At 57.8% G+C, this 25,714-nt stretch carries 19 protein-coding genes; 5 read left to right on the top strand and 14 right to left on the bottom strand.

Features of this window, described 5'->3' with window-relative positions:
• Positions 1-107: 107 nt before the first annotated feature.
• A complete protein-coding gene (gene gdhA / locus ACLBW8_RS19345; RefSeq protein ID WP_447806096.1) occupies positions 108-1,445 on the top strand; it encodes an NADP-specific glutamate dehydrogenase in 1,338 nt (445 codons plus the stop codon).
• Here gdhA and ACLBW8_RS19340 read toward each other — a convergent pair.
• A complete protein-coding gene (locus ACLBW8_RS19340; protein ID WP_064454211.1) occupies positions 1,442-1,939 on the bottom strand; it encodes a GreA/GreB family elongation factor in 498 nt (165 codons plus the stop codon). The two genes, gdhA and ACLBW8_RS19340, sit on opposite strands and share 4 nt — an antisense overlap.
• 70 nt (positions 1,940-2,009) lie before the next feature.
• Positions 2,010-2,366: a hypothetical protein gene (locus tag ACLBW8_RS19335; RefSeq protein WP_447806095.1), complete on the bottom strand. Its 357-nt coding sequence runs from the start codon at positions 2,364-2,366 to the stop codon at positions 2,010-2,012.
• Positions 2,367-2,792: 426 nt separating this feature from the next.
• Between ACLBW8_RS19335 and ACLBW8_RS19330 the strand changes: the two genes are divergently transcribed.
• Positions 2,793-3,083 carry a DUF3077 domain-containing protein gene (locus tag ACLBW8_RS19330; protein ID WP_064454209.1) on the top strand — a complete coding sequence of 97 codons (291 nt, stop codon included), beginning with the start codon at positions 2,793-2,795 and terminating at the stop codon, positions 3,081-3,083.
• Positions 3,084-3,133: 50 nt separating this feature from the next.
• Here ACLBW8_RS19330 and ACLBW8_RS19325 read toward each other — a convergent pair whose 3' ends face one another.
• The 3 genes from ACLBW8_RS19325 to ACLBW8_RS19315 form a co-directional block, all read right to left on the bottom strand.
• Positions 3,134-3,439, bottom strand: a complete 306-nt coding sequence (locus ACLBW8_RS19325) for a chorismate mutase (RefSeq protein ID WP_447806094.1) — start codon at positions 3,437-3,439, stop codon at positions 3,134-3,136.
• Between the two features lie 584 nt (positions 3,440-4,023).
• Positions 4,024-5,877: an Lnb N-terminal periplasmic domain-containing protein gene (locus tag ACLBW8_RS19320; RefSeq protein WP_447806093.1), complete on the bottom strand. Its 1,854-nt coding sequence runs from the start codon at positions 5,875-5,877 to the stop codon at positions 4,024-4,026.
• A 91-nt stretch (positions 5,878-5,968) separates the two neighbouring features.
• Positions 5,969-6,457, bottom strand: a complete 489-nt coding sequence (locus ACLBW8_RS19315) for a DUF3015 domain-containing protein (RefSeq protein ID WP_017139294.1) — start codon at positions 6,455-6,457, stop codon at positions 5,969-5,971.
• 267 nt (positions 6,458-6,724) lie between these two features.
• Between ACLBW8_RS19315 and ACLBW8_RS19310 the strand changes: the two genes are divergently transcribed.
• Positions 6,725-9,163, top strand: a complete 2,439-nt coding sequence (locus ACLBW8_RS19310; RefSeq protein ID WP_447806092.1) for a Lon protease family protein — start codon at positions 6,725-6,727, stop codon at positions 9,161-9,163.
• A 313-nt stretch (positions 9,164-9,476) separates the two neighbouring features.
• Entirely contained in the window at positions 9,477-9,806 is a 330-nt protein-coding gene (locus ACLBW8_RS19305; protein WP_262666305.1) for a PA4575 family protein, read from the top strand.
• A 3-nt stretch (positions 9,807-9,809) separates the two neighbouring features.
• On the opposite strand, the gene ACLBW8_RS19300 is transcribed toward ACLBW8_RS19305, so the two are convergent.
• A complete protein-coding gene (locus tag ACLBW8_RS19300; RefSeq protein WP_262666304.1) occupies positions 9,810-11,633 on the bottom strand; it encodes a hypothetical protein in 1,824 nt (607 codons plus the stop codon).
• A 162-nt stretch (positions 11,634-11,795) separates the two neighbouring features.
• On the opposite strand from ACLBW8_RS19300, the gene ACLBW8_RS19295 reads away from it, so the two are divergent.
• Positions 11,796-12,284 (top strand): TIGR00645 family protein, encoded by a 489-nt coding sequence (locus ACLBW8_RS19295; RefSeq protein WP_064454204.1) that lies wholly within the window; start codon positions 11,796-11,798, stop codon positions 12,282-12,284.
• Between the two features lie 15 nt (positions 12,285-12,299).
• On the opposite strand, the gene ACLBW8_RS19290 is transcribed toward ACLBW8_RS19295, so the two are convergent.
• The 8 genes from ACLBW8_RS19290 to ACLBW8_RS19255 all read right to left on the bottom strand — a co-directional run bounded on the left by ACLBW8_RS19290 (position 12,300) and on the right by ACLBW8_RS19255 (position 25,523).
• Complete coding sequence (locus ACLBW8_RS19290) at positions 12,300-13,733, bottom strand: ArnT family glycosyltransferase (protein ID WP_447806091.1); 1,434 nt, start codon at positions 13,731-13,733, stop codon at positions 12,300-12,302.
• A gap of 128 nt (positions 13,734-13,861) precedes the next feature.
• Entirely contained in the window at positions 13,862-14,887 is a 1,026-nt protein-coding gene (locus tag ACLBW8_RS19285) for a hypothetical protein (RefSeq protein WP_447806090.1), read from the bottom strand.
• A gap of 1,189 nt (positions 14,888-16,076) precedes the next feature.
• The gene (locus ACLBW8_RS19280; RefSeq protein WP_447806089.1) at positions 16,077-17,546 is read right to left on the bottom strand and encodes a restriction endonuclease subunit S; all 1,470 of its coding nucleotides are present in this window, start codon (positions 17,544-17,546) and stop codon (positions 16,077-16,079) included.
• Positions 17,539-19,083, bottom strand: a complete 1,545-nt coding sequence (locus tag ACLBW8_RS19275) for an N-6 DNA methylase (protein ID WP_447806088.1) — start codon at positions 19,081-19,083, stop codon at positions 17,539-17,541. The genes ACLBW8_RS19280 and ACLBW8_RS19275 overlap by 8 nt, the downstream gene beginning before the upstream one ends.
• A gap of 286 nt (positions 19,084-19,369) precedes the next feature.
• On the bottom strand, positions 19,370-22,846 hold the full coding sequence (gene hsdR / locus ACLBW8_RS19270; RefSeq protein WP_447806087.1) for a type I restriction-modification system endonuclease: 3,477 nt from the start codon (positions 22,844-22,846) through the stop codon (positions 19,370-19,372).
• Positions 22,847-22,991: 145 nt separating this feature from the next.
• The gene (locus ACLBW8_RS19265; protein WP_447806086.1) at positions 22,992-24,008 is read right to left on the bottom strand and encodes a hypothetical protein; all 1,017 of its coding nucleotides are present in this window, start codon (positions 24,006-24,008) and stop codon (positions 22,992-22,994) included.
• A 274-nt stretch (positions 24,009-24,282) separates the two neighbouring features.
• Positions 24,283-24,549 carry a hypothetical protein gene (locus ACLBW8_RS19260; protein ID WP_447806085.1) on the bottom strand — a complete coding sequence of 89 codons (267 nt, stop codon included), beginning with the start codon at positions 24,547-24,549 and terminating at the stop codon, positions 24,283-24,285.
• Positions 24,546-25,523, bottom strand: a complete 978-nt coding sequence (locus tag ACLBW8_RS19255) for an integrase domain-containing protein (protein ID WP_447806182.1) — start codon at positions 25,521-25,523, stop codon at positions 24,546-24,548. The genes ACLBW8_RS19260 and ACLBW8_RS19255 overlap by 4 nt, the downstream gene beginning before the upstream one ends.
• Positions 25,524-25,714: the final 191 nt, after the last annotated feature.

The raw sequence follows: 25,714 nt of genomic DNA, 5'->3' as shown, positions 1-25,714 counted from the left end.
CCATTTAAATTCACAAAAGCGACATTTTGCGCTTTTCAGGTGCAACATGAATTGCTAAGGTCCGGCTCAATCTCCTTTAAAAACAATCAATTTGCCGAGACGTTTCCATGATCGAATCTGTCGAATCCTTCCTTGCCCGCCTCAAGAAACGCGACCCCGACCAGCCGGAATTCCACCAAGCCGTAGAGGAAGTCCTGCGCAGTTTGTGGCCGTTTCTTGAAGCCAACCCCCACTACCTGACCTCGGGCATCCTGGAGCGCATCTGCGAACCGGAACGTGCGATTACCTTTCGGGTGTCGTGGGTGGATGATCACGGCAAGGTGCAGGTCAATCGCGGGTTTCGCATCCAGATGAACAGCGCCATCGGTCCCTACAAAGGCGGCCTGCGCTTCCACCCGTCGGTGAACCTGGGCGTGCTCAAGTTCCTCGCTTTCGAACAGACCTTCAAAAACTCGCTGACTTCGTTGCCCATGGGCGGCGGCAAAGGCGGCTCGGACTTTGATCCCAAGGGTAAGAGCGACGCCGAAGTCATGCGTTTCTGCCAGGCGTTCATGAGCGAGTTGTACCGCCACATTGGTGCGGACGTGGACGTGCCGGCCGGTGATATCGGCGTGGGCGCCCGCGAAATCGGCTTCCTGTTTGGCCAGTACAAGCGCCTCAGCAACCAATTCACCTCTGTGCTGACCGGCAAAGGCATGACTTACGGCGGCAGCCTGATTCGCCCCGAAGCCACCGGTTTCGGCTGCGTATACTTCGCCGAAGAAATGCTCAAGCGCAGTGGTCAGCGAGTTGAAGGCAAACGCGTGGCCGTGTCCGGCTCGGGTAACGTGGCGCAATACGCGGCACGCAAGGTCATGGACCTGGGCGGCAAGGTCATTTCTCTGTCCGACTCCGAAGGTACCCTGTACGCCGAAAGCGGTTTGACCGAGGAGCAATGGTCGGCCCTGCTGGCGTTGAAAAACGTGCAGCGCGGTCGCATCAGTGAATTGGCCGAGCGTTTTGGCCTGGAGTTCCGCAAAGGCAAAGCCCCTTGGGCGTTGGCCTGCGACATCGCCCTGCCGTGCGCCACCCAGAACGAACTGGACGCCGACGCCGCCCGCACGTTGCTACGCAACGGCTGCATCTGCGTGGCCGAAGGCGCCAATATGCCGACCACGCTTGAGGCTGTGGATATCTTTATCGAGGCGGGCATTCTGTTCGCGCCGGGCAAGGCATCCAATGCCGGCGGCGTGGCCGTGAGTGGCCTGGAAATGTCGCAGAACGCCATGCGCCTGCTGTGGACGGCAGGCGAGGTGGACAGCAAGCTGCACAGCATCATGCAGTCGATCCACCATGCCTGCGTGCATTACGGTGAAGAAAACGGCCGGGTCAATTATGTGAAGGGCGCGAACATCGCAGGTTTCGTGAAGGTGGCTGACGCGATGCTGGCGCAAGGTATCGTTTAAGTCTCGGGTTCGACCTGCAGCACTTCAATCATTTGATCGCCGACGGGGCGCTTCCACAGCACCTCGTCGCCCACCTGGGCGCCCAGCAATGCGCGGCCTAAAGGTGAGCCCCAATTGATGAGGTTAGCGTGGGCATCGGCCTGGTCTTCCCCCACCAATTGAATGCGCTGCTGCTCGTCCTGCTCGTTGGCGAAGGTGACCCAACTGCCGATCTGCACCTTGTCGGTGGAGGTGGCCGGCGCCACGACTTGGGCGCTTTGCACGCGCTGGTTGAAGTAGCGCAAATCCCGCTCAAGATCCGCTTGGCGCTGCTTATCGGCTGTTTCGCCTTTGGCGGACTCCACGCTGTATTCCTGCTGTAACTGCGCGACCTTGGCCTGCAACTGCGCCAACCCTTTTGCGGTCAGGCGATTGGGTTGCTCACTGACCTGGCGCTCCACCGGCTGATCGGCCTGGGCGGCGGCGTTGTCCTCGTTAACAAAAGCTCGGCTCATGACATTCTCCCTCTATGGAGTTTGGGCCATAGTCGCCGGGCTTTAGTTTCGCTGGATGTCTGAAAGCGACCTATTGCGCGCGATAAGCCCTGCCGGCGTCGCGGTCTTTCTCTTGTTGCCAGGCACGCTCACGGTCATCCCAGTGGTTGTCCTTGTAGTCACGCAACTCTTCGTTCTCGCGCATGGCCTTGCACTGGCGAAAGCCATCTTCCCAGCCTTCGGCGTACTCGCGGTCCTTCAGATAGCGCGGAACGTTCTTGCGAAACTCCCCGCTGATCGCCCCTGCGGCCTGGCGACCGCTGCTGCAACCGTCATCAAAGCCATCGGCAAAGGCCGGTGGATAACCTTTGGCCAGCAACTCCTGGTGGGTTGATTGGCAACCCGACAACCACACTACCGCGCACAGCATTACCGCAGACCGCCACATGGCGTACTCCCTGGCCGTTTCCCGGCTGATAGGGGAAGTCTAGTCAGGGATTTGTTGGGGCGGTGTGAAAGCGAGGTGAGAAAGGTGTTGGGCTAAAGGGCCATCAACGACGATTCTCTTTAAATTGCAGGACGTTTCCTAGAGAATCCCTGGCCTATTGTGCCTTAGGGTTTGAGTGTCTAGCCTCCTCGGGTCGCTGCAAAACAGCGATTGGGTTTAGCGACCCGAGAAACGTAGGTACAACTTCCTCAACTCCTTTGGCTCGCGCTTTTGCCTGCCTTATCGTGTTATGGCGGCTGTGCGCGGGAGACCTTCGGGTCTACCGGGTTCCTAGGTTACCGGTTCGCTAACCCGCGTACAGCTGCCACCTCTCCATGTTTAGCGACGTGCTGTGGCGGTTCTTACTTATTAACCTAAGGAAAAACCATGTCTAAAGTCGTCCCCGATCCACCCCTGTCCTCAATCACCACCCTCGGCGTTGTCACCTTCGGCGACTACGGCGAAAACGCAAAACCGCTGTTCCGCGTCAATGCCGGCATGCCGATTGATGAAGCGCTGGAACACGCTTCCACTTTGCTTTTCTACTCCAAGAAACTCGCGATGGAAGCCGCCATGGATGTGCGCGGCGAACAATACGCCTGGGCTGCGCATTATCTGTGTGAGATGGGCAAGGCCGTCGTCGACGACCTGACCCAAGCGATGACCCCCGCCACCTAAAGACTGGCACTGCCATTGTGGCGAGCAGGCTTGTCGAATCGCCACAGGGGTTATGTCGCCTGGTTGATCGCCAGTGCGGCATGCTCAGCCAATTCCTGCTGGATAAACGCTGCAATCATCGCGCGATACACCTGCTCAGTGACCTCAGGGTTGGCGCCCACGGTCTGCGATAAACCCCGGACCTTGGCGATCACCTGTTCAACCCGTTGCGGCGCCTTGACGCCGTCCGAGTCTTTTTTGAAGCGAGCGGCCTGGGAAACGTAGTGGCCGCGTTCAGCCAGCAGGGTGACGATTTGCTGGTCGAGGCGGTCGATGTTTGCGCGGACTTCTTCAAGGGTGGTGCAGTTAACGGCCATGTTGATGGAGCTCCTGACTGGGCGGGAAATGCAGTGCATCTGACTATACGCGAGCCAAATGTGGGAGCGGGCTTGCTCGCGAATGCGGTGGGTCAATCAATACATCATTGCCTGAACCACCGCCATCGCGAGCAAGCCCGGCTCCCACATTTTTGAACTGCGGCGGGCACAGAATTCAGGCCTGGCACAAAACAAGTGTGGGAGCTGGCTTGCCTGCGATGGCGGTGGCTCAGTCAGACTATCTGCTGCTGATACACCGCAATCGCGGGCAAGCCCGGCTCCCACATTTTTGAACTGCGGCGGGCGCAGAATTCAGGCCCGGCACAAAACCAGTGTGGGAGCTGGCTTGGCTGCGATGGCGGTGGGTCAGTCAGCCTGGCCGTTACCGATGCACCGCATTCGCGGGCAAGCCCGGCTCCCACATTTTTGAACTGCGGCGGGCACAGAATTCAGGCCTGGCACAAAACAAGTGTGGGAGCTGGCTTGCCTGCGATGGCGGTGGGTCAGTCAGACTATCTGCTGCTGATACACCGCATTCGCGGGCAAGACCGCTCCCACATTGGGTCATCGCCGGGGCTTACAGATCAGTAGTGGTACCACTTCACTTCAAGCATCACTTCATTCACGGGTGTCGACAAGTGGCTGTATTCGCGCTGGGCGCTAAGGCGCAGGCCGAGGTTGCGCGACAATTCCCACTGCTGGTTCAGACTCACACTACGGCGCACTTCACCATTGGTGAAGAAATCCCCTTTGGCTTCCAGGCTCAAATTCCCCAGCGGATTTTTCCACAGCAGGCCCGTGTTGAAACCGGCAGCAGGGGAGATGGCCTCGCTGAAATCGTTGTTGTGTTCCACGCGCACGGTGCCGAGGGCGAAGCCGAGCATGTCGTCGCTCAGTTGCCAGGTGCCGCCGGCGCCGCCGTTGACGTGAGAGACCAGGGTTTGGTCGTCGTGTTTACCCGGCACGCGCTCCAGGCCTCCGGTGACTTGCCATGACCAAGGCTGCAACAGGGCGTTGCGCGGGGTCAGGGAGCGGATGGTGGCCAGGTCCAGTTGCTGCAGTTGCCAATGGTTGCCTTCGTACTGGCGCAGTTTCATTTGCAGGATTTCAATCTGCGCGCCCAAGGGGAAACCTTCGGCGTTGTCGTTAAGGTCGTGGTAGGCCATGCGCAGGCCGTATTCGCCGAAAGTTTTGCTGCCACGAGTGCCGACGCCGGCTTGCCAGGTGCGTGATTCATGGCCATCTTCGGGCAGGCCCGGGCGCTCGATTTTGAGGTCGGGCGCGGGGTTCTGGTTGATCGCACGCAGCAGTTCGAAGCTGCGTTGGGAGCGTTCGGTGTCGCGCTCCAGGCCGTTGGCGCGGTAGCGGCCCAGGCGATAGGCGGCGTCGATGATCAGCGCCTGGCGATCGCGGGGCAGGGCTTTGAAGGCCGGCTCCTGCAATTGCTTCTGGTCATCGCTGACTTTCAGCACCCATTGTTGCTCGTCGCCATCCAGCGGTTTGGCGCGTTCAAGCAGTTCGCGCTCACGGGACGGGCGATAGTCGATCTTCTCCACCAAACCCGCTTCTTTTACCGCCTTTACGGTATCGGTCGGGATTGCCGTCAGTGGGAATTGCTCGGTCAGGCGCAGGCTTGGGCGCGCCACTTGCAGCAGTTCCAGCAGGCGGTAGGAGCAGTTTTCGTCGAAGAAGAAGTAGTCGAACTGGATCTGCTTGAGCTCCCACACATGCCGGACCATGCGCTCGGTCTCGAGCTGGGTCAGGTTGAGGCGGTATTCCCACAGGTCACGGTTCTCGAGGCTACGGTATTCCGAGAGCTTTTCTTGGTACGGCACCAGGGCGAACAGGCCGGGATAGCCGCCCATCAGGCCTTTCCAGGCATAGAGAATGCTGTTGTCGGAGCCTTCGATATAGGCGCCGAAGTTGATCGCGTAGCTGAGCAGGGCGGTGTTGTTGCTTTGTACGTCAGCCTGGTCGATGCGCAGCAGCGTGTGGCCGAACATCGACGACGGGCTGTTGAGGTAGGCCGCCGGGAAGATCATCACCGCGCTGTGGGGCGCGACGTCCTTGAACCATTGGGTGAATTCTTTGCACTCCAGGGCAGGCAGATCGGTCAGGTGCAGCTGTTCCTTCAGCCAGCGGGTGCGTGCGGGGTAAACGCATTGGGCATGTTTTTCACCCAGGCTTGCCGGAGCATACAGCGCTTCAACGGTGGCCTTGAGCTCGGCGTCCGGGTGGTGGGCGCCATCGGGAGCGAGGAAGAATTTCTTGTCGCTGACATAGCTGCGCCAGCCTTTGAGCTTGCCGGCTTCGTAATGGCCCAAAGACAGCCAGAATGGATCGTTGGCCAATTGCTGCAAACGTTGATCATCAATATGCGGGGCCGCGTATAGCGGGGCGCAGGCGAAGAGTGCCAACCAGGCAAAGCGTTTGAGCATAGGGGCAACTTAAGTCGGAAATAGTGAGACCCAAAGGGGAGGCGGGCCCAAAAGTAAAACCCGCGCCTCGTAAGGCGCGGGCGGGTCGAGCTTAAGCCTGGGTAGCGTATTTCGCCAGGCGGGTATCGCTTTTCAGTACAGCCAGGGTGTTGTTGTGCACGTCGTCAGCGGTCACGTCAGCCTTGCTGAAGATTTGCTGGAAGTGCTCGTGGGTCACGGCAGCAAAGTGCTCGCGATCTTCCGGTGCAACGCCCAGTACCACGGCATAGGTGGTCAGCGCTTCGCCGTTGCCCTTGGCCATGTCTTCGGACAGCTCGTTCATCATGCCATTCATGGCAATCCAGGACTTGCCGCCGTAGGTCAGGGCGCTGTTGGTGCTGCAACCGTTGGTGCCCGAGGTCATGCCGAAGGTGGCGTTACCCGAGGTGCCGTTGGTGGTGGAAGCGAGGAAGTGAGCTGGCGTACCGCGCTGGCCTTCGAACAACATGTTGCCCCAACCGCAGTTCGGGCCACCTGGTGATTCAGCCATTGCATTGAGGGAGACAACGGTGAAGAGAGTACCAAGAAGGATCCGTTTCATAGCTTTGTTCTCTTTGTGTGCAAACCAATGGACAAGGGTTCAGACGCGTCGCAGCGCCCTAGGGGCCAGTTATTAGTCCAACCCGCGCAGTTTGGAGTTTAGGCACGTTCCTGGGGTTCCGTTATTTTTTATAAAACAAACCGAGTTGTCGCGATTTTTTTGTAGGAGGCCTCCCGTGTCTATGCTTTCCCAAAGGCGCGCCTTGCCAGAGCGCGTAACCGAGAGCCAGAATGCCGTCATCTGCCCCGCCTGATGTAAGGAAGCCCGATGCCTGATCCTGTTGCTGCCAGCCTGCGTCTAGCGCCTGAAGCGCTGACTCGCCCTTTCTCCGCTGAACAGTTCAGCTTCTCGACCACTAATGATTTGGAGCCCTTTCGCGGTGTGCTTGGCCAGGAACGTGCGGTTGAAGCCTTGCAGTTCGGCGTGGCCATGCCACGCCCCGGTTACAACGTGTTTGTCATGGGCGAGCCGGGTACCGGCCGCTTTTCGTTCGTCAAACGCTACCTGAAGGCCGAAGGCAAACGCCTGCAGACCCCGGCGGACTGGGTCTATGTGAATAATTTCGATGAGCCGCGCGAACCGCGTGCCCTGGAATTGCCAGGCGGCGGCGCGGCGGCGTTCATCGCCGATATCAACGGTTTGGTCGATAACCTGGTTGCCACCTTTCCGGCGGTCTTCGAACACCCGACTTATCAACAACGCAAAAGCGCCATCGACCGTGCTTTCAACCAGCGTTACGACAAGGCGTTGGACGTGATCGAACGCCTGGCCCTGGAAAAGGACGTGGCGCTGTACCGCGACAGCTCCAACATCGCCTTCACCCCGATGCTCGACGGCAAAGCGCTGGACGAAGCGGAGTTCTCGCAACTGCCAGAGGCTGATCGCGAGCGTTTCCACACGGATATTTCCGAACTGGAAGAACGCCTTAACGAAGAACTGGCCAGCCTGCCGCAGTGGAAGCGTGAATCCAATAACCAACTGCGTCAGTTCAACGAAGAAACCATTACCCTGGCCCTGCAACCTTTGCTGGCGCCGCTGTCGGAAAAGTACGCGGAAAACGCGGGTGTTTGCGGTTACCTGCAAGCCATGCAGGTGTACCTGCTCAAAACCGTGGTCGAGCAACTGGTGGACGACGCCAAGACCGACGCCCAGGCCCGCAAGCTGCTCGAAGAGCAATATTGCCCGAGCCTGGTGGTCGGCCACCCGGTCAACGGCGGTGCGCCGGTGGTGTTTGAGCCGCACCCGACCTACGACAACCTGTTCGGCCGTATCGAATACAGCACCGACCAGGGCGCGCTCTACACCACCTATCGCCAGCTGCGTCCGGGCGCTTTGCACCGTGCCAATGGCGGTTTCCTGATTCTGGAAGCCGAGAAAATGCTCAGCGAGCCGTTTGTGTGGGACGCCCTCAAGCGTTCCCTGCAGTCGCGCAAGCTGAAGATGGAATCGCCACTGGGCGAGCTGGGCCGCCTGGCCACCGTGACCCTCAACCCGCAAATGATTCCGTTGCAGGTCAAGGTCATCATTATCGGTTCGCGCCAGTTGTACTACGCGTTGCAGGATGCCGATCCGGACTTCCAGGAGATGTTCCGCGTACTGGTGGATTTCGACGAAGACATCCCGATGGTGGACGAGAGCCTGGAGCAGTTCGCCCAGTTGCTCAAAACCCGCACCTCGGAAGAAGGCATGGCGCCGCTGACGTCGGACGCCGTGGCGCGTCTGGCGACCTACAGCGCACGCCTGGCGGAACACCAGGGGCGTTTGTCGGCGCGTATCGGCGATTTGTTCCAGCTGGTGAGCGAGGCGGATTTCATTCGCCACCTGGCGGGCGATGAGATGACCGATGCCGGGCATATCGAACGGGCGCTCAAGGCCAAGGCCACGCGTACCGGGCGTGTGTCGGCGCGGATTCTCGACGACATGCTCGCCGGGGTCATCCTGATCGACACCGCCGGTGCGGCCGTCGGCAAATGCAACGGGCTGACGGTGCTGGAAGTCGGCGACTCGGCCTTCGGCGTACCGGCGCGGATTTCCGCCACGGTGTACCCGGGCGGCAGTGGCATCGTCGACATCGAGCGCGAGGTTAACCTTGGCCAGCCGATTCACTCCAAAGGCGTGATGATCCTTACCGGTTACTTGGGCAGCCGTTATGCCCAGGAATTCCCGCTGGCGATCTCGGCGAGTATCGCGCTGGAGCAGTCCTACGGTTATGTGGACGGCGACAGTGCCTCCCTGGGCGAGGCGTGCACCTTGATTTCGGCGTTGTCGAAGACGCCGCTCAAGCAATGCTTTGCCATCACCGGCTCGATCAACCAGTTTGGCGAAGTGCAGGCGGTGGGCGGGGTCAACGAGAAGATCGAAGGCTTCTTCCGCCTCTGCGAAGCGCGCGGGTTGACCGGTGAGCAAGGCGCGATCATTCCGCAGGCCAACGTCGCCACGCTGATGCTCGACGAGAAGGTGCTGCAGGCCGTGCGTGACGGGCAGTTCCACATCTATGCCGTGCGTCAGGCGGATGAGGCGTTGAGCTTGTTGGTCGGTGAGCCGGCCGGTGAGCCGGACGAAGAGGGCCAATTCCCGGAAGGCACGGTGAATGCGCGCGTGGTGGAGCGTTTGCGCGCAATTGCCGAGATGATCAGCGAGGACGACTTGAAGGAAGCGGAGAAGGAGCTGGCGCAGCAGGCGTTGGCGGAAGCCAAGCCGAGCTGATTGTCGTGACGCGGTCAGTGTGGGAGCGGGCTTGCTCGCGAAGGCGGTGGATCAGTCATTAACAATGTGTCTGACCGACCGCATTCGCGAGCAAGCCCGCTCCCACATTGGATCAGCGGAGTATTTGGAAGCGGCGATGAATTCGCCACTAAATTGACTCCATTCTCAGGGACCAACGCCCGTTGGTCCCTACAGCCTTGGTTTGTACTGGTTTTATTCTATTCTGAGCTTAAGGGATATCTACAGGAGTCGCTGGACAGAGACAGCTTCGCCACGCGCGAGGTTGAACACCGATCTACCGAGGGTCGCCGCCATGCCGCGCAACCTTTGCCTTACCCGCCAATGTTTGGGGCTGGTTACCCGTATCGAATGCTCCATTCGCCCTCTTGCGGGGGATAACGGGATGTGGACGTTGTTGTTTGCCGCTGGAATGACCGGCGAACAGCCTTCCACCATCAAGTCCCAAGGCCCGTTTCATGGGCCCTTCGTGGCAGAAACCATCCTGCAATCGATTGTTGAAAGCCTGACCCTGCACGGGTATGCGCTGGCCGATGACCCGCAGATCTGGTGCCTGCATTTGCAGGCACATCTGCGACAACTCAATGGTGGGCGAGCCCAGACGGTCAGTGATACCCATCACTGAGCATTATTTGCTTTCGGGTTTGTCCAGCTTCACTTCAAAACCGTATTGCACGGTGCCGAGGTCGGTGCGCTGGTAGCTTTCCAGCGTCGTCGGCTGGCCGTAGAAATAAAACACGTCAAACAGCGCCGTGCCGTACTCCTCGGCGCGGTGGCTCACACCGAGAATTTCCTTGAGGTAGTTGCCGCTCGCGTCCTTGGCATAGAAACGCCAGCTGTCGGCGGGGAACTCTTTTTGATCGACAATCAGCGCGTTGTCCTTCAGCGACAGGCCTTTAGGCAGCTTGCCCACGTCAATCGTGGCTTTTTCAATCGTGGCCAGGAACAGTGGTACCGAGCCCACCACAAAGGCCGGGTTTTCCGGGAACAGGTTGAGGTCGTAAGTGAGCGTGCCGCTGCCTGCATTCAACTCGAAGGCTTCGGTCGGCAACTCGATGGGCTCGCCGCGTTCGCCTTTGTCGTCCGCTGTGAAGAAGGTAATAGGCGACTCGCCGCTGTTGCGATCAGCGCCGACGAGGTCGTCATTGAACGTGAAAGGGTGGTCAAACACGATTTTCGCGGCACTGGCGTCTTCGGTCGACTGGCTGATCGTCACGCTTTTTTTCAGTTGGTCCTCGGTCATCGCGGCGTCTTTGAGCCAACTGGCGGCGCCGTCGTCATACACCGTGACCGGCATCGGCAGGGCTTGCACGGTCTTCTGCAGGCTGTTCTTGTCGAAGCGCATCACCGGCAGGTCGAGGTCCTTGCGGGTGAGCGTGGCCTTGGAGAAGTCCAGTACATCGACCTGCAGGGTGTCGATCAGGCCATTGAAATACACCTTGGCGTAGTGGCTGCCTTGTTTATGTTCGAAGGCTTTTTGCTCGTCCGTCAGTTGCTTTTCAAAGGCATCCGACCAGGTCGTCTGTTTTTGCATCTCGGCCAGTTGTTTCTCGTAGAACGCCACTTGCGCAGCATTCTCGTTGATCGAGCCCGAGCGGGTGAGAAATTGCCCGGTACTGTCACGTGCCTGTACCAGTAAGGGGTTCGGTGATTCGTCGCCGACCTCCGGTGCGAGCGGCTCGCTGTTGGTCAGTTCGATCTCGGCGTAGTTTTTCTCAAGCAGCAGCAGGTTGAGGGTGATATTGCCCTCGGTGCGTTTGTGGCCCACGTCTTTTTTCGACAAGTCGAACGTCAGCACCTTGCCTGGCGCGACCACTTCAACCGCGCCCTTGAGGCTGACGGGCTGCGGCTGGCTCTTGTTGTCGGTCTCGATACCCTCGATGAACGGGTAAGTCACGGTCAGGTCATCGGGGTTGGTCAGGTTGGAACTGCTCGGGCTCAGTTGGATGCCTGGATCGGTTTCCGACCATTCCGGCTGAAAGGGGATGACTTTATTGTTGCTCAAGGTCACCGACTGCCATTCCAGGCCGTGGGGGAAGGGGAACTGGTCCGGGGTGTTGAAGTTGAACGGGAAAACCGGCTGCAAATCCGTCAGGTAGTCGGAGTGTGACGCTTTGCGCAGCACGAACAGGCCATTGATGTAGGTGTCCACCAAGGCTTGGGGCGTGGGGTAGTGCTTGAGCAGGGCGAGGGTGTCTTCGCCGTATTCGGCTTCGATGGGCTTGTTGGCGAGTTTGACCCGCGCCCGCTCCAGCAACAGCAGCGAGCCGCCGAGGTCGGCGATGGCATCTCTGAGTTTGGGGTCTTGAATGGTGTCCAGTGACTGTTCGAATTTCGCGGTTTTTTCTTCGAGGGTGACCTGCTTCTGCTCTTCTTTGGGAGAGCAGCCGCCGGCCATCAGCAACGCCGCACACAGGCCGATTGTGGCCAAAGGGGATCGCACATCCATCATCTGAATCTTCCTGTCCGACATCATCGAGCCGAGTTAATGGACTCGACACTAGCAGAAAAATTCTCTTACAGATGCCGCCCAGGTCAGTTTTCTCGCGGTTACAGGTGTTTGGTAGCGGCTGGTATACTCGCCGCCATTTTTAGCCACGCTGTGTGAGATCCGATGGAACGCTTTATTGAAAATGCTATGTACGCCTCGCGTTGGCTGCTGGCCCCGATCTATTTCGGCCTGTCCCTGGGGTTGCTGGCGCTGGCGCTGAAATTTTTCCAGGAGGTGATTCACCTGCTGCCGAGCGTGTTCTCGATGGCCGAGTCGGAACTGATCCTGGTGCTGCTGTCGTTGATCGACATGGCGCTGGTCGGTGGCTTGTTGGTGATGGTGATGATCTCCGGCTACGAGAACTTCGTCTCGCAGCTGGATATCGATGAGGATAAGGAAAAGCTCAACTGGCTGGGCACCATGGACTCCTCGTCACTGAAGATGAAGGTGGCAGCCTCCATCGTGGCGATTTCGTCCATTCACCTGCTGCGCATCTTCATGGACGCCAAGAACGTCGATCCGCAGCATTTGATGTGGTACGTGATCATCCACATGACCTTCGTGATCTCGGCGTTCGCCATGGGTTACCTGGACAAAGTCACCAAGCACTGATGCCCGGCGCCGGCCTTACTGCTCGACGAAGTAGTAAGGCTGGCGACCGATTGCCATCTGCTTGATCACGCTGACCTTCTCAGCCAGTTGCTCGGGGCGGTCCAGCAGCGCCATGTTGCCGGGCTTGGCTGCAAGAAAACTACGCAGCTCAGCTTCGGTTTGCAGGATCGGCAAATAGCCCTGCAGATAGAACACGCTGGCCCCGGCGATGCGTTCGTTGGGCTGGAACAGCACCACCTCCTTGCCTTCGGTTTGATAAGCCTTGGCCTGACTGACCACCGGTACGAAGGACTCGCGCAAGTCAGCTTTTGGTGCAAACCAGAAGGCGGCCGTCATGTAACTGACGATCAACAGCGTGAACACACCGCTGATCACGCCGCGGTGATAACGGTACAGCGCCGGTTTATGCGCTTTGAGCCATTCCAACAGCACCCCTGCATATTCCGCTGCAAGTACGGCGGCTGCCGGTGTCAGTGCCATCAAGTAAACCACGCGCTTGCTGGATGCCAGGGTCAGCAGGGTGAATTGCGCCACCAGCCACACGCTGAAAAACAGGCGGTAGCGGTTACGTGCCAGGCTTTTGCGGAAATGCCACAGGCCCAGGTACACCAGAATGTTCCAGGGCAGGAAGGCCTCGGGCAGTTTTGCAATGTAGTAATAGAACGGCTCGTAGTGCCCAGCCTCGACAAACGAACCGCTGAAACGCCCAACGCTGTTGGTCCACAACACTTCGGCCACGGCCTGCATGCCGCCACGCTGGAACAGAAACCCCAGCCAGATCAGCAGCGGCACCAGCGCCAGCAGTGTGAACAGCCCAGGCTTGAGCCAGTCGCCGATGCGCAGGCGCTTGTCCATTACGCTGGTGCTGAGCAGGTACACAAAAATCACAATGCCCGGCATCGCCAGGCCGAGCACGCCTTTGCTCAACGTCGCGATGGCCATCCCGACGGTAAACAACGCCCACGCCCAAACACTGGAGCCTTGACGCTCGGGCCGCACGGCCTGGTAGAACGCCAGCAACGCAGTGGTCACACCGAGGCTGAGCAATGAATCCTCACCCACGCCGCGCACATTGCCCCAGTAACTGGCCATGGTTGCGAGGATCAGCGCCGCGCAGAACGCCAGGGTCTGTGGCCGCCCGAACTTGCGCAGCATTGCGTAAAACAGCATCACGCTGAACAGCCCGGCAAACGCTGACGCCAGGCGTACCGCCCACGTTGTGCCACCGAACAGGCGAATCGCTCCGGCATCCAACCAAAGGCTCAGGGGTGGTTTTTCCAGGAACGGCTCACGAAACAGGCGTGGGATAACCCAGTCATTGTCCAGGTGCATGGCCATGGCGATCCCGGCAACGCGGGCTTCGGTGGAGCCTTGCAGCTCATGACTGCCAAGGGCGAAGAAGAACAACACACCAACGAGAAGGAGCAGCAGAGAAACGGGACGCGTCATAGGTTCTGGCTACCGGGGCAAGGGGCCGTTCGGGGGAACGGCCGTGGCGATCGGCTAGTATATGTAACGGATTCTTAATATTTCGTGAATGAAAGTGGGGTTTTTGTAAGGCTCGCTGAGCCGGGTATTCAGGGTCGTTTCAAGCTTGGCAGCGCCGCTTTGCCTGGCTCGGTCAGCACCGGTTCCAATTGCGCCCAGGTGAAACTCAACGCGTTGTCGCAGCCGTCGCCCGTGGCGGGTGTTGAAAGTTGCAGGCCTTGGGTGTTGAAGCTCAGGTCGAAGGTGGAGTAGCTGGTCACCGCCGGGCAGCCTTCGTCGGTGGTGGTTTGCTTGGCCAGCCAGTCGCTGAATGGGGTGGGCAATTTCACCTGGCCGGAGTAGGCGTCGTACCATTCCTGCTGCCCGCCGAGCCACGTCCACGGGTCGACGCTGTCGCCGGTTTGCAGGTTCCAACTGTGCAGGCCCCAACTGATACCGCCGCGTCCATAGCCTGCGGTCCAGCGGTAGAACCGCACCGTGATCCATTGCGAGGACCAGTAAAACGGCTCCACCGTGATCTCACTGGTGGTCGTGCCGCCGCTCTGGTCCAGTGCATTGCGCCGCTCACGATAGAAGTCGGCCTGGCCGTCCGGGCTATCCGCTAACCGCGCGAGGTCACGGTTGATCTTCTCGATAGCCGGCCCTTCGCCTTCGAGCTTCAAGGTGACCTGCCCACCTTGGGTGTGCACTTGGTAGGCGTGCTCGCCAAAGGACCTCTTCTCGACCGTCACCTTCGGCGGCACCGCCTCGAGCGGCGTGTTATAGGCGTCGCTGGCGCAGCTTTCCGTATCCGCCCGTTTCAGCAGCAATGCCAGGCCTTTGCCTCCCGGGGCTTTGCTCCAGGTTCCTGTCAGCGTGTCGCCTTGCGGCTCATCCAGCTGCCAGAAACCCGTGTTGCCTTCTTCGGCCCACGGTTCACTGGCGTTGGCCTGAGTCAGTTGGATGGGGGTGAGGACGCGCTGGTAGTAATAACTGCCGTTGGCGCCATGGGCACCATTAAAACAGGCCGTAACGGCGGATTTACCCAAGGTGCCTTTCCACACACCTGCCAGGTCGGCAGCGTGGGTGAGCAAGGGCGCGCAGGCGAGGGCGATGACAGCGAAGGGCTTGAGCACGGGTATCGGACTTCCGGTTGTCTGATAAAGGCGGTCAGGGTAATGGGAAGTGTGGGGGGATTCCAGCGGGCGAGGCCTGTGAGGTGTCTCGCCCTGCTAATCGAAACAGGGTGGCAATTGTACGCGGGTTAGCAGACCAGGAATCAAGGAACCCAGTGCACCCGAAAGGGCCTCACGCACAGCCGCCGTAACACGGTCCAGCAGGTGCTGAGCGGATGTGGGTGGTGCAGGCCGTGATATTGCCGAGCTGGTAAACCCGGCCGCAGGTTTTACAGCGACTGGGGGAGGTGAGCCGCGTGGGTGGAGGGGAGCCGGTTCACTGACAGCGGGACATATTGAAGGAAAAATCCGAAGGCCCGCCGGCTGGACTTTCCACCCTCCAGAAACAACAAAACCCGCACTAGGCGGGTTTTGTCGATGCTTCGAATTGGTGGAGCCGGGGTGATCTGAATTAACACAGTAAGTTATTGATTGGTAATGTGAATTCAGGTTCGCATCTTAAGTTGGAGTACCGATTGGAATACTATGACAAGTATTTCTGGCCTACCGATATCCAGTTCCGTTGCCAGTGTAGCGCAGGCCTGGTCCAATCGCGTTCAATGAAGTAAATGACTACGGGATAGCATGCATAACCCTACAATATGTCAGGGTTATCCGATGTTAGCAGAATGATGACCGGAACTAGCTTGCCGAGCAGGTTGGCGCATTCGCGCAGTTGATCTCGATTGGCGGTGCAGTTTCAAGTGACACCGTCATGCATGCTCTGGTTGCGTAGGTGTAGATCCGATTGAACAACACCCCTTTAGATGTAACGCACTCGAATCGAAAACCGTTCAAGTTGACCTTCGCCCAAGGCTAGCAGGGCTTATGGCATACGTATACAGGCTTGGGACTGCGGCCGCTAGGGGCTACGCCAAGCTCAAAAGCTGGTGCATCTGGTAGCGATTCATCGCCGAAAGTCTCGGCGATGGTGGTCATCAAGTTGAACCAGCGTGATGCGACCGCTTTGGTGGGAGCAGTGCCACGGCTGATTTTCTCATGCTCCATACGGGCCGCGATGAAAGTCTCCCGCTCTCTCGCCAGCCAATAATCATGCGTCTCAATCGAGTTCATGGTGGCGACAGTCGAGCGGCTGGACAGTTGAGCTACTCGTAGTTTTGGCGACCAAAGTTGGCAATGACGCCCCGCCTCATGCCGTTTTCCTTGCACGCCTAGCCTTGGGGGCGCTGGTGCGTTGCGTCTGGATACGCGCCAGTAGTTCGCTGGCCGGTTCGTCGTTGGGGTCTTGTGGCACCAGCTCGCCACTGAAGGCCTTGGTCAGAATGCTCTGGGTCAGACAGTCGATGCGCGCCTGGGCAGCCTCGACGCGGCTTTCCAGCTGGTCGGCTAAGGCGAAAAGTTGTTCGACCAGACGAACTATCTCATCTTGCTCATCCATAGGTGGTACTGGAACAGGGCACTTGGCAAAATCAATGATCGACAGATGCTGAATTGCCATACCCTGCGCTTTATCCATCACAAATCGCTGAGTGAATTCACTGTTGGAGAGAAGTTCCAAGTAGTTTTTGTTCATTGTCGTGGACCGCAACCAGCAAACCGCGACGCTTTGATTGATACAAAAATCTTCTTTTGTTCTAACCAAGGCGGAGCGGCCGATACTTCCATCCTTGGTAATTAATAAATCGCCTTTTTGGGGGCGGTCTTTATCCGAAAGCGATGCGAAGGCTTCCGTCGTGGTTAGACCGCAATCAGCAATACCAAGCTTGAAGCGCTGGACATCTTTGGCTGTCAGTAGCTTCTTACCTGAATCCGACTTTGGCATGGGGCGAGTAAAGCCGTAAGTTATCCACTCGGAAATTTTTCCCCATGTCGTAAATGCCCAGCTATCCGGAATTTCAAAAAGATAACTTTTATCTATTTCAGATTGAATTGATGACTTTTTCTTCTTGAGCTCAGGTTTTTCCTCAAGAATAGCGTCCTTTGCCACCTGGTCATTTCTGATTATATCCAAACCTGTCGCAGATACCGCTCTTGCTCCCCGCCACTCCTCCGTCAAGCGTCCAGAAACGGCGGCGGAGAGTACGGATTGGCGGAAACCTTTGAGCAGCGCGGGTATGCCGTCGATGCGGTCTTTCAGGGTATCGACTTGGGCCAGTAGTTCTTCGAGCTTGGCGGCGATGCGGGTTTGTTCTGCGAGGGGAGGCAGAGGAATGACTAGCTCTTTGAGTTTTGAGCCGTTTACGTTTGGCTGACCGATTCCTGCACTGAACCCCGTAATTTGCCGCCAGTAATCTTGGGATCGGAAGTAAAGTGAAAGATAGCCTGCAGCCTCTGGTCGCATACAGCGCACACGAATTAAGTAAGAAGCGAAAACTGCGTCAGGAATTTCTCCCTTAATTAGAAAGCTCTTCCCAACAGTTGCCCCTGTTCTCGCAAATACAAGGTCGTTTTCTTTGAGTAAGTATTTATTCGCCTGCTCGGAGTCTATTTCGCAATAAGGAACGGAGTTCCACAACACCTCGTTTTCTTGGATATCTGTGATTCGCAGCAGGTGCGGACCGATCCTCTCTCTTGTAGATGGGGCCGTGTATCCGTAGCTAATGTCCTCGGCTAAGTCGACAAGCCGCGCTGTTGTCCAATTGTTTGGAAGCTCACTCATTTCCGGTACCTACTTCCAATCCCATCACTTGCGCCATCAATTGCTTCTGCGCCACCACTTCATCCCCCGCCCCAAGCGCCTTCATAAGCTCTTCCAGCTCATGCAGCGCCTCGGTCAGTTCAGCCATGGCCTCACCCGCTAAGACTTCCGGAGCGGGCAGGTCGGCGGCATCCAGGCTGCTGTCGTCCTTTAGCCAATTGAGGTCAAGCGAATCACCACGTTCGTTGCGGATGTGATCCCGGGTAAAGCTGCGGAAGCGGCTTTTTTCACCGATACCTTCGACGTTTTCGGCGCGTGGGCTTTCACCGTCGGCGGTGTTTCCGTAGGCTTCCTCAAACGGTTTGAGATGCGTTAGCCCGAAGGGAGTGCGCTTGCCGAAACGGGGCATATTACTGCGCAGGTCATAGATCCAAACGCGCTTGGTACAACCTTCCTCCTGACGCGCGTTTTCCACGGTGCCCTTCTGAAAGAACAGTACGTTGGTCTTCACCCCCTGTGCGTAGAAGATGCCAGTAGGCAGGCGCAGGATGGTGTGCAGGTTGCACTTGTCCATCAGGTCGCGGCGTACGTCGGTGCCGACGCCGGCTTCGAACAGCACGTTGTCCGGCAACACCACGGCGGCACGGCCACCGGGTTTGAGGCCGCGATAGATGTGTTGCAGGAATGCCAGCTGCTTATTGCTGGTTTTGTACGTCAGGTCGTCACGGGTCGGGCCGCCGCCGCCCTTGGCAGTGCCGAATGGTGGGTTGGAAAGAATTACGTCAACTTTCGGCAGGTTGGCGCCGGTTTGCCCAAGAGCGTTACCCAGGTGCACTACGCCTTCTTCATCACCTTCCATGCCGTGCAGCAAGGTATTCATCAACGCCAGGCGGCGGGTGCCAGGGACCAGTTCTACGCCGACAAAGGCTCGATTGCGCTGGAAGCTACGAGTTTTTTCGTCGAGGTTGTAGTGGTCGTCGGTCTGGCTTTTGATGTAGGCGTCAGCGGCAATCAAAAAGCCTGCGGTGCCAGCGGCTGGATCTTGGATGGTCTCCCCGGGTTGCGGCCTGATGCAGCGGATGATGCTGTCAATCAGCGGGCGAGGTGTGAAGTACTGGCCGGCCCCGGACTTGGTCTCGCTGGCGTTCTTCTCTAGCAGGCCTTCATAGAGATCGCCAAGGCCATCCTCGCGGGCACTGAACCAGTCGATGCCGTCCAGGCTTTTGATCAATTGCTCCAAGTGACGCGGCTCCTTGAGTCGTGTCTGAGCGTCGGCATAGATGGCGGCGATCAGCGGATCACTGTTCTTACCCAGGTCCAATAGCATTTGCCGGTAGTAGTCGAGCAGGTTGAGACCTGACTTACCGGCCAGGTCTGGCCAACGCGCACCCTGCGGCAGCTTGTGGCCGAAGCTGTCGTTGTTCTGTACCTGCTCGTACTCCATCTTGATGAACAGGAGAAGCACCAGTTCGGTGACGTAGTCGCTGTAGTTGATTCCGTCGTCGCGCAGCACGTCGCACAGGTTCCAGAGTTTCTGGACGATGTCGGAGTTGGTCATGATAATTCTCAAAGTCGATTTGGATACGAGCTAGCGCTGCTTGAGCAACGCCACCTGCAAGGGGATGTTGATGCCAGGTTTGGGGAAAGCCTTCTGGCTACCGCTCAATTTGTGCGTAGCTGCCGGCAACCATAGGCATGGCGGATGTTATGCAAGGGAAGTTATGCACGGCAGAACCGTTTTGCAAGCTCATTTGGACGCCGGTCCTGTGAGCGGATGGCACTGATTCTCCGCTCGACAGTGACTCGGATGGATACCTGTTGCATGATCCCGAATTGAAGAGATCTCATCCAGCCGCCGACCACAAATTATCGTTCAAAGCTTCCAGCACTAGATCCAGCTTACCACCGAGGTTTCGGTCCAGGCCTCTGAAGCCACCGTCGACCCGGAATGCGTCATTCACTTGCTGCGTATCGATCACCACTTCATGCACCAACTGCCTGGCAAGGCGATCCAGCCAGCGGCGCTGCACTGGTGTCCAAGCCTGCATGGCATAAATGCGTTTCATGGCTTCTGCCACGCGTTGATCGAACGGCAACAGTGCCTCGCCAATTGCAGCCTGGCGAATATAGCCGAGGATGCTGGCAGCGATTTCCTGGTTGGTCTCGTTGCGCCAGGCGCTTTTCAGTCTGGCTTCGCTGAAACCGTTCTGATCGAGCAGCAACCGTACTTCACGCAAGTGCTCGCGTGTTAGATCCTTGGGGCGATTGACTACGACGCCCAGTGCGGCGGACTGGTTTAGCTGGTGGTGAATGAACTGGTGGAAGCTTTCCAGGAAGTCAGCTGGCTTCTGATACTTGCCGTAGTTTTGCTCACGTATTACTAGTTCGTCTTTGTGCGTGGAGATGATCGGATAACGCTCCGAACCGAGAAGGACACTGACAGCAGACAGCTGGTTGATCAATTGGCTATGTTGGCGAACGAAGTGGGCGGCTTGCTGTGGTCCGAGCTCATGCAAATGGGTGTGCAGTTTGCCAGGGGCGACTCCCCAGGCATCCTGCAACTCGTCGAGCTTCTGTTTGATGGCCGGGTTGCTTTCGGCTTTGTGCTCGGCTTTGCGCAGAATGCGCATGACCCTTTGGGTCAATTGGTCGAGGACGTCATGGGCGTGGCTGCTGTCTTCCTGGCTGCCGGGCGCGTCGTGGCTGGCGTCGTCAGTAAGTTCGCCCACCAATTGTTCCAGGGAGATATTCGGGTTCTTGACCAACGGCTTCATGGTGTCGACTTCCTCCAGGCTGGCATAGAGGTCGACGGGGTCATAGATGCGAAATACCGTCTTACCTATTTCGTCACAGCGGCGGGTAGCTCGGCCTTTCATCTGCTCATATAGGATGCGCGAGCGCACACGGCGCAGGAACACCAGATTGCAGATGGTCGGCACGTCGATGCCGGTGGTCAGCAGGTCAACAGTGATGGCGATACTCGGGTGCGGTTCGTTTTTGTAGCGACGAATAAGTTGCTCGACCTTGTCACTCTGGCCAGTGATGATGCGTACTGTCGCTTCGTTGTACTGCTCCCCGTAAGCGGCCTTGAAGGCATCATCCAGCAGGTTTTTCACGCGCTCCGCGTGGGCCTGATTGACGCAGAAGATCATGGTCTTCTCTTCACCGAAGGGGTCCAGTTCCTTGGCCAGTTCATCGCAGATGACCTTGTCGAAGGCAGGTGTAATGACGCGACGGTTGAACGATTCAATATTGAAGTTGAGCTCGTCGTCCAGTTCCGCTGTATCGACTTCACCTGTCTGGGTATTGATGACGCTGACAGACTCGCCCTTTTCAAAGCGGATGCCGCGCTGAGTAAGCTGGGTTTCGTAGCGGATCGGTGGCTCGTGGTCGATCAGCCAGTCGTCGGCCACGGCCTCCCGGTAGCTGTAAGTGAACACCGGCTTGCCAAAAATTTCGCTGGTCTGTTTCGCAGGTGTAGCCGTGAGGCCGATACGGCAAGCATCGAAATAATCGAGCACGCGACGGTACTGCGAGAGGTATTGGCTGGCATCTCGCACAACCAGTTCGCCATCGGTCATCTCCTGGTCGAGAGTGTACCCTCGGTGGGCCTCGTCGACGATGATGCAGTCGAACTCGCCTACGGCCGGTGGGTTGTCAGAGCGGAAAATCCGGCTGACCATGGCTTGCACAGTGGCCACCTGAACACGGGTTTCCGCTTCGGCAGCCATGTCGCCCAGCGCTTTGATGTCGTAGATCTGGGCCAGTGTGTGGTTCTGCTCAAGCGTGGTGTCGTTGAACGAATCAATAGCCTGCTGGCCAAGGGCACTACGGTCGACCAGGAACAGAATGCGCTTGAAGCGCTCGGCTTTGAGAAAGCGGTACATCAGGCCAATGATGGTGCGGGTTTTGCCCGTGCCTGTCGCCATCGCCAGCAGGCAGTTGCGCTGATTGCCTGCCAGCGCCTGCTCTACGGCCTTGATGGCTTTTTCCTGGTAGTCGCGCAACTTCAGATAGCCAAAGCCTTCGTTTGCCAGCTTTTCCTCCGCCTCTGCCTTGCTGCGTTTAAGCAGGTCGAGGAGGTCACCAGGCGTGTGGAAGTCTTGCAGTGGTCGTCGGGTGTTGGCAGGGCTCCGCAAATCGCGGAACCAGGTACCGGATTGTTCTGCAAGTTGCTTGATATAGGGGCGCCCATTGCAGGCAAAGGCAAAGGGAACCTGGAAGTGACCGCTGCTGCCGTCATTCCAGGGCTGGGATTGACCCGTCAATGGCCAAGGCTGCAGATGTTCAGCGCTAAGCCTGAATTCGCGGGCGTACCGCTCGGCTTGGGTAATCCGGTCGGCAACATTGATGCTTTGACGTTTTGCTTCGACAATTGCGACGGGTACTAGGCCGGCGAATAGAACGTAGTCCGCGCAGGCTTTCGGGCCACTGGTGGGCCATTCTGCGATAGCCTTGTTTTTGCCTTTCTCCGGGCGCGTACCTTTGCTGTAGGTGAGCTCCAAAGAGTCCGCCTCCCAGCCTGCGTCGTTCAACTGTTGGTCGATGAGGATACGAGTAAGGTCCTCCGACAGTTGGAACTTGCTGCTGGCCTTTTTGGTTTTCTCTGCGACTTGCTTGCTGGCTTGCGGCTGCGCGGCGAGCTGCTTCTGCAGTGCCTTGAGGCTTCGCTCATGTTCTGCGCGCAACTTGGTCAAAGCCGCTTCGTGTTCTGCTGCCAATTGTTTGTGGTTCTGCGACTCGGCATCCATCTGCTCGGCGAGGACTGCATATTCCTCTGCTTCACGCTTGAGCAGGGTGGCGAGTTGCTGGTTGCTTTCCAACTGCTGGCTGGACTCGCTGAGCTGCGCCTTGAGCTGTTCGATCTGGCTTTGCAGGTCGCGTAGCGAAGTACTGGGGTCACTCGGTGTGACGAAGGGTCCGGGTTTGAATGAAGCGGTGTTCTTGCCAAATGATTGGTGGAACCAGATGGCCAAAGCGCGCCCCACCTTGAGCCCATCCATAGCCTCGCGGTGCTGCGTGCGAAACTCGTGAGTGGCTTTGTTTCCTTCCACGCGCAAGGTGTGAAACAGGTTACGAATATTTTGATCCAGCTGGATCTCACGGCTGAGTTTGTACAGCAGATCGGACTGGGTGGTGTGAGCATCGAACTCGATACCGGCACGGCTGGCCAGGTCCTGGGCCAAGGCTTCGCCAAGCTGGCGCAGTTTGATCAGAGTGGTGTTTGGATCACTGGCGAATGCCTGCTCGGCCGTACGCGCAAGCTGAAGGAAAACGGGATCGTGTTCCTGGAGGAAAGCGAAATTGTTGCTGGCTGCCATGGTCGTTCCTTCGTTTGCTTGCTCACTCATTGCGTACATCCCGCAGTGTGGATGCGTAAGTAGCGGTAGCTTAACCAAGGTGAGGCGGTTTTGACCATGGCAGAGGGCCAGTCATTGAGCTTGCAACAGGCTTACGCCAGCCCCGCTAATAAAAACCGTCTCCATCGCCATCACGGCGCTCGCTGTAAAACGTAAACAAAACCAACTCTTCCTCTGGCTCGTAAAACATCATGATCAGATCTGCGCCCCAGCTTTGGTAATGATGCGCAGGAACACTGGCTACATGATGAAACGGACGGCCAGCGGGACTTATGGGGTATCCAGCAGTGATATTGCCATTTTCGACCGGCGCATAGCCGAGCGTAAGGCTGGAAATGGGGAATTTCGAGAAATCGGCCACGCCACCGATTTGCTCAACAAACGCCATTCGATCGAGGTTGTACAGAGGGTAATTCTCTGCCAGTTCTGATGGTGAGAAAAGCCGCCCTGACTCTTCATACATTTTTTTGGCCGCCGCGTAAGCAGCTTTTTGATCCGCATAAAGCGCTTCAAGGCGCTCGCGAGCTTCTACATATGGGTCTTCCAGATGCTCATTGTCCTTATGAAGGAAAAAATAGCGTGGGTCACCCATCAGGCGGTATCGCCCTTCCTCTACCTTGAAGCCAATCCAGTTGGTGTGCAAAAGAATGGAGTGGTAATCAGTATCCTCGGTCGCTTCACCAACTTTCTCGTGTTCTGTCGGCTCGAGCGGCCCCAGCATGGTCAAATATCCATGCCAATCCTGGTTTACCACGTTGAGATCGATGCCGAAAAAGGGTTGGAAATGCTCGCTAAGCTCGGCCTGATCTGGGACGAAGATGGCGTCAGGATCCGGAAACGGGTATATCCCGTGGGGCGCATTCATGTAGTCCGGCCAGTGCTCCTCGATTTCAGCAATCACTTCCTTGGCTTCCCGGTTCCTTTCAAACTCGGCCTTGAACATGCCTATTAAGGCTTGCGCTGCTTCAAAGTGTTCTGGGCTGAGTTCACTCAGGTCGGCTGCCGTCACCGCATACCTATAAGGGCTGACCATCGACAGAACGATTGACCGCAGGCATTTGGCGGAGGCGCTGTGGTCGTTGACGAGCACGTCCTTGTATCTGAGGAAAGGGGATTCGCTCATATCTGATCTTCCGTGGGCTTGATTCAGGAAGCACTGCACATTGTTAGTGGTGCTTGTGGAGGGACTTTACGTCTCTTGAGATCGCGGCGGCAACCACGAGCATCTTGGTGGGTCATTTTTCCTGCGTCCAGATGGCACTGGGGTACGGTCCTGGATGCCCTGCTCCTCCGGAAGGGCGCCAGAGGCTTTTGGGTTAGCGCTTTAATACGGCTGCGCTCAACAGGACAGAGTAGTGAGATCAAATTGCTGATCTCAATGCCCTTGCCTAACCTATTCATACCCATGACTTTCCTAAGCGACGAGCGAGCAGTCGCAAGGTTAGGAGGTAGTAATACCGCGTTGCGTTGCTGCGTCGAGCTAGGCGCTTCTCGAGGAACCAAGTCACATGCTTCCTCTGCCAAACCCAGGGCGTTTCTCGCTGCCAGCGCTCTGCAATCTCAGCCTGGATGATTTTCGCCTGTCGCACATGGCGTTGCCGAGTTGCGTGTGAGCCCTTCAGCACCGCAGCCAAGAACAGCTCCATATCGAATACCTTATTCATCTGCGACCTCCTACGTAGGCAGCGACCACATCTATCCGACCGTGCCCCAGCTCATAGCTAATTTGCCGTCGGGCCTCACGATCAAGGTTCCTATCTACCTGGCGACACTGGCCACCGTTGATAGGTGCGCGGTGTTGGGTGATTTGCTCATAGCGCTCACACGCGTACGCCGCTCGTAGCTCATGGAAGCCCTTGAGGTTGTGTGCATGCAGGATGGCCCGCGTAGGGCGAATGATTTGCAGAAGATTCAGGTAACTTTCGTGTGGCGCAATCAGGTTGCGGCTACCTGCAGGCGACACCTTCCGTGCAAACCCAAGTGCACCTCGAACATGGTCGTCCACCGCAATCCAACGTGGCGCCGAGGCGCCGGCACGGCCGCCTTTGGTGCCGTCCTGAATGTTAATCCTGCCTAGATCGCAAGCCTCACGGCTTAGCCGTGGCAGGTCAGCCAAAATGGCCTCACGCAAGCGCATGCCGGTGGCTCGCGCCAACAGAACAATCGCGGCGGCCCGTAGCTGATGTTGGCTGCAAAGCGCATCGGCGATCTGTTTAACCTGATCGCGGTCTTGGCCCTGCGGCACCGACTGTCGAACCCCGGTGCGCTGCATACCCAGCGCCTTGCTCGGACTTGGCAACTTCACGTACTGATCACCGCGAAGCGCCGCCATGGTCCTGTTAGCGCTGGATAGCCGGTTTTGTGCAGTGCTGACGGCGAGCTCGCCGCGCCTAACCAGGTCGCGCAGGTATGCCGCATAATCGGCCAGTACCTTCCGATCAATCTGCCGCGCATCATTGATACCTGGTCCCTGTTCGGAACGGCACCATTTGACAAATGCCTGCCACCGAACACAGTGCGCTTTGACCGTGCCGTAATGACCGCCGCCGAACATTTCTTTCAGTGCCTGCGGCCCTGCATAGTTCAATTGCCTGCCGTAGCCAAAATTACGGCCGTCACGCCTACCCACCAATGCCATGTCGATCACCTCATCGCCCGTTCTCCAGACCTCGCCCCACGTCATCCCGCCAAGAATGCTGAGTGTTATCAGGGATCAAGGCCCCTGCGACCTGTGGGGAATGTCCACTACGTGGGACTGACGGCTCCTTACGACCGGGAGCAAGGGCATCTCATGATCTGGCCTCCTTAACACCGTTGCCGGTGGGCGGG

Source organism: Pseudomonas sp. M5A4_2d (assembly GCF_053345295.1).
Note: the sequence above shows the minus strand (reverse complement) of the source record. Positions and strands in the feature narration are given on the sequence as shown.